Origin of the sequence: Streptomyces sp. NBC_01390, assembly GCF_045040105.1 — a bacterium.
Lineage (GTDB): Bacteria > Actinomycetota > Actinomycetes > Streptomycetales > Streptomycetaceae > Streptomyces.
Genome location: NZ_CP109551.1, coordinates 10326185 through 10347327, shown reverse-complemented (window position 1 = coordinate 10347327; position 21143 = coordinate 10326185). Strand labels below are relative to the sequence as shown.

The window sequence follows — 21143 nt, the reverse complement described above, 5'->3', positions numbered from 1 at the left end:
GGGGTGAATGAGTGGGGTGAGTGTGCGTGGTCAGTTCTGGTCGAGGTTTTCGGCGCGGGCGACCAGGGACTTGAGTGCCCGGAACCAGGTCTCCGCCAGATCCCGTACCGCCTCCTCGGACAGGACGGCGGCGGGCCAGGACCAGTGGGCGGCCAGGACGGGCCCGTCGGCACGGTCCTCGGTGACGACGTTGATGCCGAGGGCGTGCCCCTCCCGCATCTCCGGCTCGGCGCCGATGTCCGAGACGTCCTCCTCCGGGGCGTACGACCAGTCCGTCGCCTCGGGGATGCCGAAGCGGCCGAGGTAGTTGAACTCGATCGGCGGAGCCGCGAAGCCCGCCAGGACCGGGGCCGTACGGGGATTGAGGTGGCGGAGCATGCCGTAACCGGCGCCGTTCGCGGGCAGCGAGGCCAGGTGGGCGCGCACCCGGGCGAGCGCCTCCTCGATCTCGGGGCCGCCCGCGAGGGCCGCGTCCAGGTCGACGGGACCGGGATCGAGCAGGACCGGGAAGACGCTGGTGAACCAGCCGACCGTACGGGAGAGATCGGCGTCCCCCGCCAACTCCTCGTCGCGGCCGTGGCTTTCGAGGTCGACCAGGGCCGGCCCGCCCTCGGTGTCCCCGTGGCGCCGCCGCCAGTCGGCGACGGCGAGGCCGAGGCCGGTGAGCAGTACGTCGTTGACGTTCGCGGTGAAGGCGGACGGCACGGCGGACAGCAGCGGGCCGGTGATATCGGCGGGCAGTCGCAGTTCCAGGTTCCGTACCGTGCCTGCCGTGTCGCGGGCCGGGTCGAGCGGCCGGTCGAGCGGAAGGGGCGCGGCTCCTTCGAGTACGCCGGTCCAGAACGGCAGTTCAGCCTCTCGGGCCGGGTCCTGGGCCAGCTCTTCGAGCCTGCGGGACCAGGTGCGGAAGGAGGTGTCGACGGGCGCGAGGGTCGCGGGGCGCCCGGCCTCGACTTCGGTCCAGGCGGCGGCCAGGTCGGGCAGCAGGATCCGCCAGGACACGCCGTCGGTGACGAGGTGGTGGGCCATGAGGAGGAGCCGTCCGGGTTCCGTGCCCGCGTCGAACCACACGCCTCGCACCATGGCGCCGGTGTCCGGGTCCAGTGCCGCGCGGGCGGCGTGGGCGCGGTCCGCGACGACCGCCCTCAGCTCCTCCGCGTCGAGTCCGGCGACGTCCACGCGCTCGATCCACGTCCCGGTGTCCACCGTTCCGACCTCCGGTACCTCCAGGGTCCAGTGACCGGTCTCCGTGCGGACGAGGGTTCCGCGCAGCATGGCGTGCCGGTCGGCGAGTGCCAGGAGGACGGCGGCGAGCTTCGGCCGGTCCAGGGCGGCGGGCGTCTGGACGAGGGCCGACTGGTGGTAGCTCCGATACGGGCCGCCGAGTTCGCGCAGCCAGTGCATGACCGGCGTGAGCGGCACGGTGCCGGTTCCGTCGTCGACGGGCCGGGCGACGGCGGAGCCGGTCGTGGTCGCGACCTCGGCGAGACGGGCCACCGTGCGGTGGCGCAGCACGAGTCGCGGAGTGATCCGTACGCCCACCGCCCGTGCCCTGCTGACCAGTTGCATCGCCATGATGCTGTCGCCGCCGAGCGCGAAGAAGTCGTCGTCGACGCCGATCTCGTCCAGACCGAGCACGTCGGCCAGGACCCCGCACAGTGCCTTCTCCAGCTCGGAGCCGGGTGCCCGGCCCGTGGAGAGCGCGGCGAAGTCCGGTGCGGGCAGGGCGGATCGGTCCAGCTTGCCGTTGGCGAGTTCGGGCAGCCGGTCGAGGAGGACGACGGCCGCCGGAACCATGTGGTCGGGCAGTTGGCGACCCAGCTGGGCGCGCAGCCGCCCCGAGTCCGGCAGTTGTCCCGGTACGGGGACCACGTACGCCACCAGGAGCTTGTGCGCGCCTTCCTGACGCACCGTCACTACTGCCTGGGCGACGTCCGGTTCGGCAGCGAGCACGGACTCGATCTCGCCGGGTTCGATACGGAACCCGCGGATCTTGACCTGGTTGTCGGCCCGGCCGAGGTAGTCCAGGTGTCCGTCGGCGGTCCAGCGTGCCAGGTCACCGGTCCGGTAGAGACGGGAGCCCGGTGTGCCGAACGGATCGGCGACGAACCGCTCGGCGGTCAGCGCGGGGCGGCCTAGATAGCCGCGGGCGAGGCCGCCGCCGGCCAGATACAGCTCGCCCGTCACGCCGGGCGGCACGGGCTGCAGCCGGTCGTCGAGGACGTACGCCCGGGTGCCCGCCACGGGGCGTCCGACGAGCGGCCGGTCGCTGTCGCGCACCCGGGCCACCAGGGCGTCGACGGTGGACTCGGTGGGCCCGTACAGGTTGAACGCCTCGGTGCCGGTCAGGCGCCCGAGCCGCTCCCACAGCGCCACGGGGACGGCTTCGCCGCCGACGCCGACGACGGCGAGAGGGCAGCTCCCGTCGTCACGGACCAGGCCCGTCTCGGCCATCTGTGCGAAGAACGACGGGGTGACCTCCAGGAAGTCGAAGCCGTGCTCGATGACGGCTGCCGCGAGCAGCTCCGGGTCGCGGCGGGTCTCGTCCGACACGACATGGACGCAGTGACCGTCCAGCAGCCACAGCTGGGGCTGCCAGGAGGCGTCGAAGGAGAACGCCCAGGCGTGTCCGGCCCGCAGGTGACGGCGGCCGGTGGCGGCCTTCGCCGGGGCGTACAGCGTCTCGCGGTGGCTGTGGAAGAGGTTGCCGACGCTCTCGTGGGTGACGACCACGCCCTTGGGGCGGCCGGTGGAGCCGGAGGTGTAGATGACGTACGCCGGGTGGCGTGGGGTGAGGGGTGCGAGGCGGTCGCCGTCGAGGAGGTCGGCCGTGTCCTGGACGGCGAGCAGGTCGACGGTCGCCGGGGCGTCCAGCTCCAGCGTCGGCGGGCCGTCGGCGGGCAGCAGCCGGGCGATGTTGCCGGTGGTGAGGGTCAGCACCGGGCGGGCGTCGTCGAGCGTGTCGCGGAGGTGGGCGGCCGGTGCGTCCGGGTCGAGCGGCAGATAGGCGGCGCCCGCCTTGTGCACGGCGAGGACGGCCAGCAGGGTGCGGGCGGTCCGGGGCAGGGCGAGCGCCACGAGGCGCTCCGGGCCGGCGCCCCGCGCGACGAGCAGCCGGGCGAGCCGGTTGGCCTCGGCGTTGAGCCGCGCGTACGTCAGCTCGATGCCGTCGGAGGCCACGGCGGGCGCGTCCGGGGACAGCGCGGCCTGCCGCTCGAAGAGGGCCGGGACCGTGGTCGGGTCGGAGAGGAGCGGCCGGGCGTTCCACTCGGTCAGGATCCGGTGGCGTTCGGCGGTGCCGAGGATGTCGATCCGGCCGATCGGGGTGTCGGGGGCGACGGCCACCGCCTGCAGGAGGCGGACCAGGCGCTCGGCGATCGTCGCGGCGGTCGCGGGGTCGAAGAGGTCCGCGCTGTACTCCAGCACACCGTCGACGCCGTCACCTCCGGCACGTTCCACGAAGTCGAAGGAGAGGTCGAACTTGGCGGTGTCCGCGCCGAGTTCCTCCCGCCGCGACTCCAGACCGGCGAGGCCGGCCCCGTCGACGCCCGCGGCCAGGTACACGACCATGACCTGGAAGAGCGGGTGCCGGGAAAGTGACCGGGCGGGGTTGAGGGCGTCCACCACCCGCTCGAACGGTACGTCCTGGTGGTCGAAGGCGGCCAGGTCGGTCTCCCGTACCCGGGCGAGCAGTTCACGGAAGGCGGGATCGCCCGAGGTGTCGGTGCGCAGCACCAGGGTGTTGAGGAAGAATCCGACCAGATCCTCGAGAGCCTCTTCGGAACGTCCGGCGATGGGGCTGCCGAGCGGGATGTCCGTACCGGCACCGAGGCGGGTCAGCAGTGCGGCCACGGCCGCCTGGACGACCATGAACATACTGACGTTGCTCGACCTGGCCAACTCGCGTAGCCCGGCAGTCAGTTCGGCGTCCAGGTGGATGGTCGCGGCGCCACCTCGGTAGGTGGCCTCCAGCGGGCGCGGGCGGTCGATGGGCAGCGCGAGTTCCTCGGGGAGCCCGGCCAAGGTCCGCTTCCAGAAGGCCAGTTGACGGAAGGCCAGGCTTTCCGGGTCCTGCTCGTCACCGAGCATCGCCCGCTGCCACAGGCTGTAGTCGGCGTACTGCACCGGCAGCGGCGCCCGCTCCGGCGCCCGGCCCGCCACACGCGCCTCGTAGGCGACGGCCAGGTCGCGGTTGAGGGGCGCGTCGGACCACTCGTCGCCAGCGATGTGGTGCAGCAGGAGCAGCAGTACGTGCTCGTCCTCGGCGGTGCGGAAGAGGTGCGCGCGCAGCGGGGCTTCCCGGTCCAGCTCGAAGCCGTGGGCGGCGGCCTCGGCGAGCCGCTCGGCGAGTTCCTCCTCGTCGCGGACGGTCTCGGTCGCCAGCTCGACGCGGGACTGTCCCGGCTCCAGGATCAGCTGGTACGCCCGCCCGTCCTCCTCCGGGAAGACGGTGCGCAGCGGTTCGTGGCGGGCCACCAGGTCGTCGACGGCCAGTTGCAGCGCGGCGGCGTCGAGCCGTCCGGTGAGCCGCCAGGCGAGCGGGATGTTGTACGTGGGGCTGGGGCCCTCCACCCGGTACAGCACCCACAGGCGCTGCTGGGCGAAGGAGAGCGGCAACCGCTCCGGCCGCTCGGCCGGTGCGAGGACGGGCAGGCCCGCACCCATCTCCTCGCCGCTCTCCACGCCGGTCCCCTTGAGACGCTCGGCGAGCCGGGCGACCGTGGGCGCCTCGAACACGGTCCGCAGGGAGACGTCGGCGGCGAGCGTGGCCCGGATACGGGCGGCCAGCCGCATCGCGACGAGGGAGTGCCCGCCGAGGGTGAAGAAGTCGTCGTGGATGCCGACGCGGGCGAGACCCAGGACGTCCGCGAACAGGCTGCAGAGGATCTCCTCGCGCGGGGTGCGCGGCAGGCCTTCGCCCGTCCCGGCCGCCGACGCCGTCGCCGTGAAGTCGGGGGCGGGGAGGGCCCTGCGGTCGAGCTTGCCGTTGGGGGTGAGCGGCAGCGCGTCGAGGACGACGAAGGCCGCGGGGATCATGTGCCCGGGGAGCGCGGCGGCCGTGTGTCGGCGCAGCGTGGCGGTGTCGACGCCGACGGAAGCGACAGAAACGGCGGACGCGGCGGAAGTGGCTGGGACGACGTGGGCGGCGGGCACGACGTAGGCGACGAGTTGCTGGTCGCGGGCGACGACGCTGACCTGGGCGACGGTGTCGTGGCGGGTGAGCACGGCCTCGATCTCGCCCAGCTCGATACGGAAACCCCGGATCTTCACCTGGTCGTCGGTCCGGCCCAGGTATTCGAGCGTTCCCTCAGTTGTCCAGCGTGCCAGGTCACCTGTGCGGTACATGCGTGAACCGGGTTCACCGAACGGGTCGGCTGTGAACCGTTCGGCCGTGAGTTCCGGGCGCCCGAGATAGCCACGGGCCAGCTGCACACCGGCCAGGTACAGCTCCCCCGCCACACCCGGCGGCACCGGTCGCAGCCCGGCGTCGAGCACATACGCACGCGTGTTCCATACCGGCCGACCGATCGACACCCGCCCGGCCGACTCGCTGACCTGGGTCGCGGTGACGTCGACCGACGCCTCCGTGGGCCCGTACAGGTTGTGCAGCTCCGCCGGCAGTACGGCACGGAACCGCTGGGCCAGCTCGTCGGGCAGCGCCTCTCCGCTGCACATCACCCGTCGCAGCCCGAGGCAGCCCGCAGCCGTGGGCTCCTCCAGGAACAGCTGGAGCATGGACGGTACGAAGTGCACGGTCGTGATGCCCTGCTCCTGGATCAGCCCGGCCAGGTAGAAGGGGTCCTTGTGCCCCTCGGGCTTGGCGACCACGAGGGCCGCGCCGGTGATCAGCGGCCAGAAGAACTCCCACACCGACACGTCGAAACTGGACGGCGTCTTCTGCAGGACACGGTCGTCGCCGGTCAGCCCGTACTCCCCCTGCATCCACAGCAGACGGTTGACGATGCCCTCGTGCGGCACGACAACGCCCTTGGGGGTGCCGGTCGAACCGGAGGTGTAGATGACGTACGCGGGGCTCAACGGATCGTAGGACACGGGGAGTTCGCCAACCGGCGCCCCCTCCGGAAGCACATCCCGGATCACCGCCACCGGACGGGCGTCCGCCAGCATGAACGCCAGCCGCTCCTCCGGGTAGTCGGCATCGAGGGGCAGATACGCCCCGCCCGCCCGGTGCACGGCCAGCAGCGCGACCACCAGCTCCACGGACCGGGGCAGGGCAACGGCGACCGTACGTTCCGGGCCCACGCCGAGGCCGGCCAGCACTCGGGCGGTCCGCTCGACGCGCTCGTCCAACTCTGCGTACGTCAGCCGCTGTTCGCCGAAGACCAGCGCCAACGCGTCCGGGATACGGGCCACCTGGGCCCTGAACAACTCCGGAAGGCTCTGGGACGTCACCTCACGAGCGGTGGCGTTCCAGTCCCCCAGAACAGCCCGCCGCTCCGACTCCCCCAGTACCTCCAAGTCCCGCACCAGCAGATCAGGTCGGCTCGCCACTTGTTCCAGCAGCTGCACCAGCCGCGCGGCCGTCCGAGTGGCCGTCGGTTCGTCGCAGAGGTCGGTCGCGTACTCCAGGAGAAGGGTCAGGCGGTCCGGCTCGTCCACGAAGGTGAAGTGGAGGTCGAACTTGGCCATACCGGTGTCCATGTCGAACCACTCGGTCGGCATGCCGAACATGTCGGGGTCGCCGTCCGGGCGGTAGTGGTAACCCAGCATGACCTGGAAGAGCGGGTTGCGACCGGGCACACGGGCTGGGTTGAGCGCCTCGACGACCTGGTCGAAGGGCAGGTCCTGGTGCTCGAACGCGGCGAGCGACGATTCCCTTACGCGCGCGAGGAGTTGCCGGAAGGTCAGTTCACCGCCCGACAGGTCCGTCCGCAGCACGAGCGTGTTCACGAAGAAGCCGACCAGGTCGTCGAGGGCGTCGTCCGTGCGGCCGGCGATGGGAGCGCCGAGGGGGATGTCGTCAGCGGCACCGAGGCGGTGCAGGAGGGCGGCCGTGGCGGCCTGGAACAGCATGAACATGCTGGTGCCGGTGGTGCCGGACAGGTCACGCAGGGCCTGTCCGGTGTCCGCGGGCAGCTCCAGGCGTACCTTGCCGCCGCGCCCCGTGGGCTCGGCGGGGCGGGGCCGGTCACGAGGCAGCGGCAGTTCCTCAGGGAGGGCGCTCAAAGTCTCGGTCCAGTGGGCGAGTTGGTCGGCACCGACCTCGCCGAGCAGCTCGTCCTGCCACAGGGTGTAGTCCGCGTACTGGACCGGCAGCGGCGCCCACTCGGGGGCGCGGCCCGCGCGCCGGGTCCGGTAGGCGGTGGTGAGGTCGGCCAGGAACGGGCGGTCGGACCACTCGTCGGTGGTGATGTGGTGGAGGACGACAGCCACGACGTGATCGGCCGGCCCGAGCCTCAACACCTCGCAGCGCAGTGGGAGTTCTGAGGTGAGGTCGAAGGGGCGGCGCTGGGCGGCCTCTATACGCTCGGCCAGCTCCCCCTCCCCGCAGTCCGTCACGGTGAACGCGGGGTCGGCCTCGGCCGCCGCGACGATCAGCTGGTACGGCTCCCCGTCCTGCTCGGGGAACAAGGTCCTCAGCGCCTCATGGCGTCCCACCACGTCCCGTACGGCTGCCCGGAGGGCGTCGAGGTCCAGGGCGCCACGGAGGCGGAAGACGAGGGGGAAGTTGTAGGCGACGCCGCTGCCGGTGATCCGTTCGACCAGCCACAGGCGGCGCTGTGCGGCCGAGAGCGGGATGCGCTCGGGACGTGCGGTGACGGTGACGGCCGGGCGGGCCGGGCGTGAGGTGTCGGCGCGGGATGCCAGGTGCTCGGGCGTGGGTGCCTCGAACAGGTCCCGGATGGCCAGTTCGGCGCCGAGCTCGGTGCGGGCACGGCTGATGAGGCGGGTAGCGAGCAGGGAGTGGCCGCCGAGGTCGAAGAAGCTGTCCTCGGCGCCGACTTCGGGCAGGCCGAGCACCTCCGCGAAGAGCCGGCAGAGCACCTCTTCACGCGGGGTGCGCGGTCCCCGGCCGGTGCCGAGGGCGACGGCCGGTTCGGCGTCGGGCAGGGCGCGGACGTCCAGCTTGCCGTTGTCGTTCATGGGCAGCCGGTCGAGGGTGACGAACGCGGCCGGGACCATGTAGTCGGGCAGCCGCTGCTTGAGGTCGTCGCGGAGCTGTCGGATCAGGCTGCCCGCGTCTCGGGCGGCCGTCGGGGCGTTGGCGTACGGGGCCGCTCCGCCGCCGGGGAGGTAGAGCCCTGCGGTCAGCGGTGGTACCTCGCCCGTGACGAACACGGCGTCGTACGTGCCGGGTTGACCGGACCAGGTGGTCAGGACGCGATACCCGAGTTCGGCGGCGAGGTCGCGGAGCGTCTCCGGGTCGACTCCCCCGGCGGCGCCAATACGGGCGTCGGGGATGCCGGTGAGGCGTACCGGGGCGACAGCGAGCAGACCCGCCAAGTCACCGCTCTCGAGAGCGACTTGCCGCGCGTCGAAGGGGACGGCCGGGACACCGGTCAGCCGCAGGCCCGGCTCGTCGGCGTACAGCACGGCGTCGTAGCGGTAGCGGGTGAGTTCGTTGTGGTGGCGGGCCTGCTTGGTGCGGAGGTCGACGCCGTAGCCGAGGGTGGTGAAGTAGTCGGGGTCGACGAGGAGTTCCTTCTCCAGGCGCAGGCCGCGTTCCACGGCTCGGGCCAGCGCGTCGCCGGTGACGCCCTTCGCCTCCTGGATCTCCGTCTGGAAGGTGCGGGCGAGCCGCAGGTTGCGGACGTCTCCGACGAACAGCGCGCCGCCGGGGGCGAGCAGCTCCATCGCGCCCCGGATCACCGAGGTCAGGTAGTCGATGCTGGGGAAGTACTGGATGACGGAGTTGATGACGATGGTGTCGAACCAGCCGTCGCCGGGCAGGCCGGTGAGGTCGTCGGCGGGCTGGGCGCGGAGCGTGACCCTGGAGGCCAACTCCGGGTCCTGGAGCAGCTCCTGGCCGATCTTGCGGATGACGGGGGCCGCGAAGTCGGTGGCCCAGTAGGCCTCCGCGTCCGGGGCGAGCTTGGACAGCAGCAGGCCCGAGCCGACGCCGATCTCGAGAATCCTGCGGGGTCGCAGGGAGCGGATGCGCTCCACCGTCGCCTCGCGCCACTCCCGCATGTGGTCGAAGGGGATGGGCCGACCATCGTAGGAAGAATCCCAGCCGGCGTACTCCTCGGTGAAGACGGCGGTGCTGATCTCCTCGTACTCGTCGGAGTAGATCTCCTGCCACTCGCCGACCTGGTCGAGTTCGGCGAAGGCCCGGTCGGTGTCGGTGAGCCCGGTGGGGACGACGTAGCCCACGAGGCGTTCGTCGCGGACGATCACGGCGGCGTGGGCGACCCGGTCGTGCTGGGCGAGGGCGGTCTCGATCTCGCCCAGCTCGACGCGGTAGCCGCGGATCTTCACCTGGTCGTCGGTCCGGCCGAGGAAATCGAGGTTGCCGTCGGGATTGCGGCGGACCAGGTCACCGGTGCGGTACATGCGCTCGCCGGGTTCACCGAACGGGTCGGCGACGAACCGTTCGGCGCTGAGGGACGGCCGGTTCAGATAGCCGCGGGCCAGGCCGATGCCGGCGATGTACAGCTCGCCCGGCACGCCCTCGGGGACCGGACGCAGCCAGGCGTCCAGGATGTGGGCGCGGGTGCCACGGATCGGACGGCCGACGGTCGGGGTCGCGCTGTCGAGAGTGCCGCCGCCCAGGGTGTTGATGGTGTACTCGGTGGGCCCGTACAGGTTGTAGCCGTAGGTGCCCTCGGTGTCGCGCAGCCGGTTCCACACCGTCTCCGACACCGCCTCGCCGCCGAGCAGTACCAGCGGCGGGCGGTGGCCCTCCAACAACCCTTCTTCGATGAGGAGATGGGCGTAGGTCGGGGTCACGTTCACGACGTCGACGCGATGACGCTCGCAGTAGGCGACCAGGGCCTCGGCGTCGCGCCTCAACTCCTCGTCGCAGATGTGGACTTCATGCCCCTCGACCAGCCACAGCAACTCCTCCCACGACATGTCGAAGGCGAAGGACACGGTGTGCGCGATACGCAGTCGGCGTCCGCCGGCCGATGCGGTCGCCGGTTCGAAGATCTCCTTCTGGTGGTTGAGCTGCATGTTGGTCAGCCCCCGGTACGGCGTGACGACGCCCTTGGGGCGGCCGGTGGAACCGGAGGTGTAGATGACGTACGCCGGGTGTTCCAGGCTGAAGGTGACGGAGACCAAGTCGCCTGGCAGTGCGGCGAGTTCGGCGGCGATCGCCGGGTCGTCGAGCAGCACGCGGGGGGTCTCGCCCACCAGTCGCGCGGACACGGCCGCCGTGGACAGCAGCATCGCCGGGCGGGCGTCGTCGAGCATCGCGGCAAGCCGGTCGTCCGGGTAGTCCAGTTCCAGCGGCAGATAGGCGGCGCCCGTGCGCAGTACGGCGAACAGGGCGACGACCATGTCGAGGGAGCGGGGCAGTCCGAGAGCCACGACCCGCTCGGGGGCGGCGCCCCGCGCGATCAGCAGTCGGGCCATCCGGTTGATGCGGGTGTCGAGTTCGGCGTAGGTCAGGGTGCGGTCACCGAAGACGACGGCCGTGGCGTCGGGGGTGGCAGCGGCCTGGGCCGCCAGCAGATCGGCGATCGTGTCCGTGGGGTCGGGGACCCGTCCGGCGGCCCGCTCCTGCTCCAACTCGGTGTGCTCGGCCGGGAGTAGCGGGTCAAGACCGCCTACCGGGGCGTCGAGGTCGAGGGTGAGCCGGTCCAGGAGGAGGGTGAAGCGGTCGAGCAGGTCCTGGGCCCGGGGGCGGGCGATCACGTCGGCCCGGTGGGTCAGGGTGACCTGGATGGAGCGGCCGGGGGTGACGACGAGGTTGACCGGATAGTGGGTCGCGTCGACGTTGGCAACGGCAGTGGCGCCGTGCCGCTCGCTGAGCTCCGCGAGCCGCTCCTCGGTGTCGTTGTTGCGCAGCACGAACAGCGTGTCGAAGAGACGCCGGTGGCCGGTGTCGGCCTGCAGCACACCCAGGCCGAGATACTCGTACGGCATGACGGCGAGCCGCTCGTCCTGGACTCGGCGCAGCAGCCCGAGGACCGGTTCGGCCGGGTCGTAGGCGATGCGGGCGGGGACGGTGTTGAGGAACATGCCGATGACGTTCTCGATGTCCGGCACCTCGCTCGGCCGGCCGGCGACGGTCGTGCCGAAGACGACGTCGGTACGGCCGGTGGCGCTCGCCAGGGTGAGTCCCCAGGCCGCGTTGAGCACGGTGTTGAGGGTCAGCCCGTGCCGCCGTCCGATGGTGCGCAGCCGTTCGCCCACCTCGTCGGGGACGAGGACGTCGAGGCTCTCCGGGATGTCCGGTTCGAGGCCCTGGTCGGCGGCGGCGAGCAGGGTGGGCTCGTCGAGTCCGGCGAGGGCGCAGCGCCAGGCGTCGGTGGCGACGGCCGTGTCCTGGACCTCCAGCCAGGTCAGGTAGTCACGGTAGTTGCCTGGTGCGGGCAGGGTGCTCGCGTCGCCGCCGTTCTCGTACAGGGCGAAGAGCTGGTCGAGGAAGATCCAGGCGGACCAGCCGTCCCAGAGGAGCAGATGGCGCCCGACGATCAGCCGATCGCCCCGGTCCGCGCCGAGACGGACGAGGAGCATACGGAAGAGCAGCGGCCTGGTGAGGTCGAAGCGGCGGGAGCGCTCGGCCTCGGTCAACTCCCGCAGCCGCACGTCCTGTTCGGCTTCCCGCAGCCCGGACAGGTCGACCTCTTCGAGGGGGATCTCGGGGTCGCGCACGATGAACTGCACCGGCTGGCGCAGGCCCTCACTGGTGAACCCGGCGCGCAGGCTGGGGTTGCGGGCCAGCAACACCCTTACGGCGTCGCGGAGTCGGCCGGTGTCGAGGGGATCGGCGAGGTCGAAGGACTCGTGGACGGTGTAGACGTCCAGGGCGCTGTCGTCGTACGTGGAGTGGAAGAACAGGCCTTCCTGGAGCGGGGCGAGCGGCCAGATGTCCTCGACGGGGGCGGGGCTGAGCCGGTGGACGCGCTCGGTCTCCTCGGCCGTGAGGGCGAACGAGGAGCGCGGGGCGGCCACTTCGGCCACGGGCGCCGCCGCTGCCGCGAGGGCGGCCGGGGTGCGGTGCTCGAAGACGTCACGCGGGCCCAGGTCCAGGCCCGCCCGGCGGGCGCGGCTGGAGACGCCGATGGAGGTGATGCTGTCGCCGCCGAGCATGAAGAAGTCGTCGTCGACACCGACGTCTTCGAGCTTCAGTACGGCGGCGAAGATCTCGGTGAGGGCGTGTTCCCGCTCGTTGCGGGGCGCGCGCGTCTCCGTTCGTACCGCCTGCGGGGCGGGCAGGGCGGCCCGGTCGAGCTTGCCGCTCGGGGTGAGCGGGAGGGCTTCGAGGACGACGTAGGCGGCCGGGATGACGGCTGCGGGCAACTCCTGGGCAAGTGCGGCCCGGAGTTCGGCGGGCGGCGGGACGTCTGCGTCGCTGGCGGGCACGACGTAGGCGACCAACTGGCCGCCGCTGACGGTGACGGCGGCCTGGGCGACGGTCGACTGACGGCTCAACGCGGCCTCGATCTCGCCGAGTTCGATCCGGTTGCCGCGGATCTTCACCTGGCGGTCGGTGCGGCCGAGGTACTCGATCACACCGTCCGTGCGGCGGCGCACAAGGTCCCCGGTGCGGTACATGCGCGTGCCGGGTTCCCCGTAGGGGTCGGCGACGAACCGTTCGGCGGTCAGGCCCGGCCTGGCGTGGTAGCCGCGTGCCAGCTGGACCCCGGTCAGGTACAGCTCGCCGGGCACGCCTTCGGGCGTGGGGCGCAGGCAGGAGTCGAGGACGCGCAGGCCCGTGTTCCACACAGGACGCCCGATGGGCACGGTGGTGCCGGGTGCGCCGTCATAGGCGTGGTGCGCCACGTCGACGGCGGCCTCGGTGGGGCCGTACAGGTTGTGCAGCGGTACGCCGGTCAGCGCGTGCCAGCGAGCGGCGGCCGCGGCGGGCAGCGCCTCGCCGCTGCTGAAGACGTTGCGCAGGGAAGCGGCCCAGGCCGGGTCTGCGGTGATCTCGTCGGACTGGAGGAAGGCCTCCAGCATCGACGGCACGAAGTGCAGGGTGGTGACGCCCTGTTGGCGGATCAGCCCGGCGAGGTAGGCGGGGTCGCGGTGTCCGTCCGGGAGGGCGAGGACCACGGCGGCGCCCTCGCACAGCGCCCAGAAGAACTCCCAGACGCTGACGTCGAAGCTGGCCGGGGTCTTCTGCAACACCCGGTCGGCGGCGGTCAGTCCGTAGGCGCCCTGCATCCAGGACAGCCGGTTGAGGACGGCCCGGTGGGTGACGACGACACCCTTGGGGCGGCCCGTGGAGCCGGAGGTGTAGATCAGGTAGGCCGGGTCGTCGGGGTGGGCGGGGAGCGGTTCGGGGCCGCTCTCCTCGGACGGAGTGTCGAGCAGCAGAAGAGCCTGGCCGGACGGGAGTTGGGGGGCGGTCGCCGAGGTGGTCACCACCGTCGTGGCACCGGAGTCGGCGAGCATGTGGGCCACCCGGTCTGCGGGATAGTCCACGTCGACCGGGAGATAGGCGGCGCCCGACTTCAGGACGCCGAGCAGCGCGACCATCAGTTCGGCCGAGCGCGGTACGGCGACGGCGACGACCGTACCGGGCCCGGCGCCCCGGACGGTCAGCCGGCGTGCCAACTCCGCTGCTCTGGCGTCGAGTTCGCGATAGGTGAGCGTCTCACCCTCGTACACGACCGAGGTCGCGTCCGGGCTGCGAGCCACCTGTGCCTCGAAGGCCGCCGCGAGGGTCGTGCCGGGAACGTCCCGGTGTTCGCCGGTCGGGTGGGCGTCGAGGAGCTCGTCCGCCGACAGGAGTTCCACGTCGGCGACGCGCTGCCCGGGGTCTGCGGCGAGGGCGTGCAGGATGCGGGAGAGCCGGTCCGCGATCCGGCGTACGGCGTCGGCGTCGAGCCGCTGGGCGTGGTGCTTGAGCCGCAGGTCGAGTCGTCGGCCGGGCTTGACGATCAGGGCGAGCGGATAGTGGACGGCGTCGTGGAACTCGTGACCCGTCAGCCGAAGGGTGCCCGTCGGGTCGGCGAGGTCGGTCGCGGCCGGGTAGTTCTCGAAGACGACGAGCGTGTCGAAGAGTTCGCCCGCGCCCGCGAGGCCGGCGACGCGCTGGAGTTCGGTCAGGCCGAGGTGCTGGTGGTCCAGCAACTGGGCCTGTTCGTCCTGGAGGCGGACGAAGAGGTCGGCGAGGGTGTCGGAGGGCTCCCAACGGAAGCGTGTCGGGAGGGTGTTGATGAACAGGCCGACCATGGACTCGATGCCCTCGACCTCGGCGTCACGCCCCGAGACCGTCGTACCGAACACCACGTCCTGGCGTGCCGTGAGCCGCCCGACGAGCAGTCCCCAGGCGCCCTGGACGACCGTGCCCAGGGTCACTCCGTGCTCGCGCGCCCGGGCCGCGAGTCGGGCGGTCACCTGCTCGGACAGTTCGAGACGGATCTGCGCGGGTTCTACACGGGTGCCGTCCGCGGGCGACTCGACGAGCCGCGTGGGCTCCTCGACCCCCGCGAGAGCCGTGCGCCAGGCGGTGCGGGCGGCCTCGCGGTCGGCGGTGGCCAGACGGCGCAGATAGGCGCTGTAGGGCGCGGGCTGCGGCAGCGCGGCCGGGGTGTCCCCGTAGGAGGCCATCAGTTCGCGGTGCAGGACGGGCAACGACCAGCCGTCGGCGACGATGTGATGGAACGTCAGCAGCAGTCGGCTGCGGTGGTCGTCGAGTCGGACGAGCGCACAGCGCATGAGGGGCGGGTTGGCGAGGTCGAAGCGGTGGGCTCGTTCGGCGGCGGCGACCGCGTCGGCCAGCGGTGCGCGGGCGGGTCCGTCGTGGACGGTCAGGTCGACTTCGCGCCAGGGCAGTTCGAGGTCCGCGGCGATGATCTGCACGGGCTGCCCGTCGGGGAGCCGGCGGAAGCAGGCGCGCAGCGGGGCGTGCCGGTCCAGGACACGCTGGGCGGCGCGGCGCAGGGCTTCGCCGTCGACGGGACCTGTCAGGTCGAGGGCCTGCTGGACGACGTAGGCGTCGAGATCCGCGCCGTCGACGAGGGAGTGGAACCAGAAGCCCTCCTGGAGGGGGCTCAGCGGCAGCACCTCCTCGACGGTGACCGGGAACTCGGCCCGGATCTCGGCGAGTTCGGCCTCGGTGAGGGTGATCAGCGGGGCGCTCGGCTCCGTGTCCTGCCGGACCACCGCAGCTGCCGCCGCCGCGAGCGCGGCGACCGTGCGGTGTTTGAAGACGTCCCGGGAACTGAGGCGGAGGCCCGCGCGGCGGGCGTGGACGAGGAGTTGGATGGCGGTGATGCTGTCGCCGCCGAGGGCGAAGAAGTCGTCGTCGATGGTCGCCGAGCGCAGTCCGAGGACGTCGGCGTAGGCCGCGCACAGCAGTTCCTCGCGGGCGTCACGGGGCGGCCGGCCGGCACTGAGGGCGCCGCGATCGGGGATCGGCAGCGCGGCGGCGTCGAGCTTGCCACTGGGGGTGACCGGAAGACGGTCGAGGGGGACGACGGCGGCGGGGACCATGTATTCGGGGAGATGGTCGGCCGCGTACGAACGCAGCGCCCGCATCAGGGCGTTGACATCCCGGAAGGGCGCCGGGCGGTTGGCGTGCGGGCCGGAGCCGGAGGGGCGGTAGAGGCCGGTGAGCGGGGTGTCGCCGAGGGCGAACACGACGTCGAGGCTGCCGTCGTCGGCACTGCCGTTCCAGGTGACGGCGGTGCGGTGACCGTACCGGGCGCCGAGCGCGTGGAAGACCTCGGGGTCCGGGGCGTCCGCCGTACGGCTGCTGTCGTCCAGGGCGGACAGCGCGGCCAGGTCCTCGGCGAGCCGGGCGTTGGGCACGCCGGTGACCCGGAGCAGTGCGGGCCGCTCGGCGAGGCGGGCTTCGAGGGCCTCCGGCCCGCTCCAGACAACCTCCTCGACGTCGATGGGCTCCGAGGCGAGGGCGTGCTTGCTGAGCACGACGTCGTAGCGGTACCGCGTCAGTTCGTTGTGGTGTGCGCCCCGCTTGATGTGGATCTCGGCGTCGAAGCCGTCGAGGGCCGCGAAGTAGTCGGGGTCCAGGAGGAGTTCGCCTTCCCAGGCGATCGACCGCTCGACAGCGGCCCGCAGGGCCTGCTTGTCCTGCGGGTCGCGGGTGCGGCGGCTTTCGACGGCCGCGCGCAGGCAGCGCAGCAGCCGGGCGTTGCGCACATCGCCGATGAACAACCGGCCGCCGGGAGCGAGGAGCGACCCGACCGCATGGACGACGTCGGTCAGATAGTCGGCGCTCGGGAAGTACTGGGCGACGGAGTTGATGACGACGGTGTCGAAGCGGCCCTGCGGCAACCCCGTGGTGTCGTGAGCGGGTTGGGCGGACAGCCGGACCCTGTCGGCGAGTTCCGGTATCGCATCGACCTGGTCGCGCAGGGCGCGTACCGCTTCCTCGGAGAGGTCGGTGCCCCAGTACTCGGCGCAGTGGGGCGCGACGCGGGAGAGGATCAGACCGCTGCCGACGCCGATCTCCAGGACGCGTCGGGGCGAGAGTTCCTCGATGCGGGCGACGGTCGCCGCGCGCCACTCGCGCATCTCGCCGACAGGGATGGGCAGTCCGTCGTACATGCTGTTCCAGCCCGCGAAGTTCTCGCGGAACCCGGTCAGTTGCTCCTGACCGCCCTCCGATCCGGCAGCCGTGTACAGGAGTTCGTGGAGGTCCTTCCATTCCCCGACCTGCTCGGTGGCGTCCGGGACGGTCTCACCGTCCAGGGCCGGGACGACGTAGGCGGCGAGGCGTCGGTCGCCGGGCCGGTCCTCGCGGACGACGACCGCCACCTGGTCGACGGCCGGGTGGCCGCGCAGGACGGACTCGATCTCGCCCGGTTCGATGCGGAAGCCGCGGATCTTGACCTGGGAGTCGGCACGGCCCAGGAACACCAACCGGCCGTCGGCCTGCCAACGCACCAGGTCGCCGGTGCGGTAGAGGCGTTCGCCCGGGGCGCCGAACGGGTCCGCGACGAACCGCTCGGCGGTCAGGTCGGGCCGCCCGAGGTAGCCGCGGGCGAGCCCGGCGCCGCCGAGGTAGAGCTCCCCCGGAACACCGGCCGGGACGGGCTTCAGACGGGCGTCGAGGACGTACGCACGCGTGCCGGGGTCCGCGATGCCGATGGGAACGACGGAACCGGCCGGGATGTCGGGATCGCACAGGCCGAGGGTGGAGTTGGTGGTGGCCTCGGTGGGGCCGTACGCGTTGAACATCGCCCTGCCGCGCGCGTACCGCCCGACCAGTTCGGGCGAGACGCGTTCGGTGCCCGCGAGCAGGGTGGCGGGCGGGAGTTCGACGTCCTCGGGCATGGCGGCGAGCAGCGCGGGCGGCAGGATCATGAAGGTGATGCCGTGCGCGTGGGCGTAGTCGGCCAGGGCAGGGCCGGGCACCCGACGCTCGGACGGTACGACGACGAGCCGGCCGCCGGACAGCAGGCCGAGGCACAGGTCCCAGAACGCCACGTCGAAGCTGGGCGAGGCGAACTGGAGCACCCGGCTGTGCGATCCGATCCCGAACCGCTCGGTCTGGGTGGCGACCAGCTTGGCCACGCCCGCGTGCGTGAGGACGACACCCTTGGGGCGGCCGGTGGAGCCGGAGGTGTAGATGACGTAGGCGGCGTTGGCGACGGTCAGCGCGCTCGCGTCGGCGCCTGCCGACTGCCCGTCCCGCAACTCCCGCACCACGTCCGGCGAGTCGAGGACGACGACTGCCGTGCCGTCGTTCACCGGGATGTCCTCGGCGACTTCCTCGGTGGTGACCAGGCAGACGGGGCCGGCGTCGGCGAGCATGTAGGAGATGCGGTCGGCCGGGTAGTCGGTGTCGACCGGCAGATAGGCGGCGCCCGACTTCAGCACGGCGACCTCGGCGACGATCAGCTCCGCCGAGCGGGGCACGGCGAGGGCGACCACCCGCTCGGGTCCGGCGCCCCGGGCGATCAGGGCGGCTGCCAACCGGCCCGCACGGTCGTCGAGTTCGGCGTAGGTGAGGGTGATGTCCTCGAAGACCAGCGCGATGTCGTCAGGGCGCTGCCGTACCTGGTCGGCGAACATCTCGGGCCAGGTGCGCGGCGGGATGTCGTGGTCGGTGTCGTTCCACTCCCGCAGGACGCGGTGGCGCTCCTCGGCGCCGAGCAGCTCCAACTCGCCCACGGGGGCGTGCGGGTGGGCCAGCGCGTCGGCGAGGAGGGTCGTGTAGTGGTCGGCGACGCGTTCGGCGGTGGCGGTCTCGAAGAGATCCCCGCGGTATGTCACGCACAGGTCGCCGGCGCGGACTTCGAGGGCGAGGTCGAGGTCGAAGCGGGCGCCGTCGGCCGGCCCGGCACCGAAGGCCGTGTTGAACAGCAGGCCGCCGCCCCGGGTGGGTTCCGGGCTCAACCAGTCGACGAGCGCGGCGCGTTCGACGCGGTGGGCCCGCGCCTCCTCCTGGGCCGTGGTCACCTGCCCTACGAGGTCCGCGAAGGAGGTACCGCCGTCCACGGCGATCCGGAGCGGCAGACCGTCGTGTCCGAAGGTGATGTCGTGGCCGCCGCTGTAGCGGTGCAGGAGCGCGGCGTACGTGGCCAGAAGGATCGGTTCGTCGGCTGTCGCCGTCAACGGGCGGCGGAGGGTGTGCCGTTCACCGGTCGGGCGCAGCGGGTACGGGAAGTCGACCGGGAGAGCGGTCTCCTGCGGGAGCGGGTCGAGGCGCCGCAGCCAGAAGGCCGCGAGCGCGCCTTCCGCTTCGTCGTCGACACCGAGCACACGTACTTCGAAACCGGACACAGGCGACCGTGCCTCCATGGTGTACGGACCGGCTGAGCCGGAGGACCGGGCGCAATACTAAGGTAAGCATTACCTAACCAAAAGACCCCAGTCCCGGCAGACCCGCTTCCCACCCCTACTATTAAGGCCTGCCTAACCTAAGGGAGTTATCCGTTGGAGACCGCACGGTGACGCGGGGCAGAAGCGTTCGCCCCGTACTTCTCGTGGCAGTGCTCGGTGCCGTTCTGCTCGGACTGTGTCTTGCGTCACTAGCCCTCGGCGCGGCCAGCATTCCACCCGATCAGGTGATGCGGGCTCTGCTGGGTGACGCGCCCAGCCGGTTCGTGGACAACGTCATCTGGTCGGCGCGGGTACCCCGTACGGCGCTCGGGCTGGCGGCCGGGGCGGCGCTCGGGCTGTCGGGCGCGCTGATGCAGGCACTGACGCGCAATCCGCTCGCGGACCCCGGAATCCTCGGGGTGAGCGCCGGTGCCTCGTTCGCGATCGTGCTGGCTGTCGGAGTGCTCGGCATCGGTTCGTTCTACGGATACGTGTGGTTCGCGTTCGCGGGCGCGATGGCGGCCAGCATCCTGGTGTACTTCCTGGGCAGGCTCGGGCGCTCCGGGCTCACACCGGTCAAACTGGCGCTCTCCGGCATCGCGGTGACCTCTCTGCTGTCCTCCCTGACCAGCGCGATCGCGCTGACCGACGCCGACGCGCTCAACCGCTACCGCTTCTGGTCGGCCGGTTCGATGGCGGACCAGGACGGCGAGACCGTCCTCAGGATCCTGCCCTTCCTCGCCGTGGGCGCGGTGCTGGCGTTCGCCAGTGCGCCCGCCCTCAACAGCATGGCCCTGGGTGACGACGTGGCGGCCTCCCTCGGCCGGCGGCTGGGTCTGGTCCGGCTCCAGGGCGTCACCGCGGTCACCCTGCTGACCGGAGCCGCCGTCGCGGTCATCGGCCCGGTCGTCTTCATCGGGCTCGTCGTGCCCCATGTCGCGCGTGTGCTGGCCCAGTTGGCGGGCATCGGCCCCGACCAGCGGTGGCTGCTGCCGTTGTCCGCCGCCCTCGCGCCGAGCCTGCTGCTCGCCGCCGACATCATCGGCCGTCTGGTGGCCCGGCCCGTCGAGGTCCAGGCCGGCGTGATCGTCGCCTTCATCGGCGGGCCGTTCTTCATCGCCCTGGTGCGGCGGCGGAAACTGGCGGAGGTGTGAGGATGACGAACCCCGAGTCCGCAGGTGACGCTGCCGTGTTGGCGCCCGCTCCGCCCTCCCCCCGCGACCGGCGCACCTACCGGCTGACCGTCCCCCCGGTCTCCGGGATCCTCCGGCCCCGTCTGGTGACGGTCGCCGCCCTGCTCGCCGTCGGCACGCTCCTCCTCTTCTGCTGGAGTCTGACGATCGGCGACTACCCGATCGCGTTCACCGACGTCGTACGCGCCCTGACCGGCTCCGGCGATCCCGGAACCGTGCTCGTCGTGCAGGAACTGCGGCTGCCGCGCTCCCTGGTGGGACTGCTGGCCGGGATCGCGTTCGGCGTGTCCGGCGGGCTGTTCCAGACCATGACCCGCAATCCGCTGGCCAGCCCCGACATGATCGGCCTCACCCAGGGAGCGGGCACCTTCGTCGTCGCGGGCATCGTCCTGGGCTGGGACGGCGGTCTCGGCACCCAGACGCTCGGGCTGCTCGGCGCGCTGACCACGGCCCTCGTCGTGTACGCGCTGGCCTGGCGGCGCGGCACCACCGGCTACCGGATCATCCTCGTCGGCATCGGCGTCGCCTGGATCTGCACCAGCGCCACCGACTACCTGGTCGCCAGGGGCGGCCGGTTCCAGGCGCAGGCCGCGCTGGGCTGGCTGGTCGGCAACCTCAACGGCCGTACGTGGTCGGACGTCGGCCCGCTCGCGATCGCCCTGGCCGTCCTCCTGCCGACGGCACTTCTCCTCGGCCGGCTGCTGCGCACGCTCCAGCTGGGCGACGACGTGGCGATCGGCCTCGGCACCCGCGTCCAGCCCGTCCGGCTCGCCGTCCTGCTCTCCGGCGTCGGTCTGATCGCCTTCGCGACCGCCGCCGCAGGGCCGGTCGCCTTCGTGGCGCTGGCCGCCCCACAGATCGCCCAGCGCCTCGCCCGCACCGCCTGGCCGCCCACGCTCGCCTCGGGACTGACCGGGGCGCTGATGGTCCTGGGCAGCGACCTGATCGCCCGTACGGTCATCTCCGGCACGGAACTGCCGGTCGGAATCGTCACCGGCGTGCTCGGCGCGCCCGTCCTGCTCTGGCTGCTCGTCCGCGCCAACCGCGCGGGTTCAGGAGGCTGACCCCATGTCGACG

The 21143-nt window shown here is 72.1% G+C and carries 3 protein-coding genes; 2 read left to right on the top strand and 1 reads right to left on the bottom strand.

Annotated elements, in window-relative coordinates; all coding sequences use genetic code 11:
• Positions 1-30 precede the first annotated feature (30 nt).
• Positions 31-18834, bottom strand: coding sequence for an amino acid adenylation domain-containing protein (locus OG241_RS46195; RefSeq protein ID WP_405824641.1), 18804 nt, complete (start codon positions 18832-18834; stop codon positions 31-33).
• Between the two features lie 167 nt (positions 18835-19001).
• Between OG241_RS46195 and OG241_RS46190 the strand changes: the two genes are divergently transcribed.
• Together OG241_RS46190 and OG241_RS46185 are read left to right on the top strand one after the other, a co-directional pair.
• Positions 19002-20027 carry a FecCD family ABC transporter permease gene (locus OG241_RS46190; RefSeq protein ID WP_405824639.1) on the top strand — a complete coding sequence of 342 codons (1026 nt, stop codon included), beginning with the start codon at positions 19002-19004 and terminating at the stop codon, positions 20025-20027.
• Between the two features lie 2 nt (positions 20028-20029).
• Complete coding sequence (locus OG241_RS46185) at positions 20030-21130, top strand: FecCD family ABC transporter permease (protein WP_405824637.1); 1101 nt, start codon at positions 20030-20032, stop codon at positions 21128-21130.
• The last annotated feature ends 13 nt before the right edge of the window (positions 21131-21143 follow it).

Bases quoted from the DNA above. Each gene is read 5' to 3' on its own strand.
- OG241_RS46185 (WP_405824637.1), top strand. From the start codon at position 20,030: ATGACGAACCCCGAGTCCGCAGGTGACGCTGCCGTGTTGGCGCCCGCT.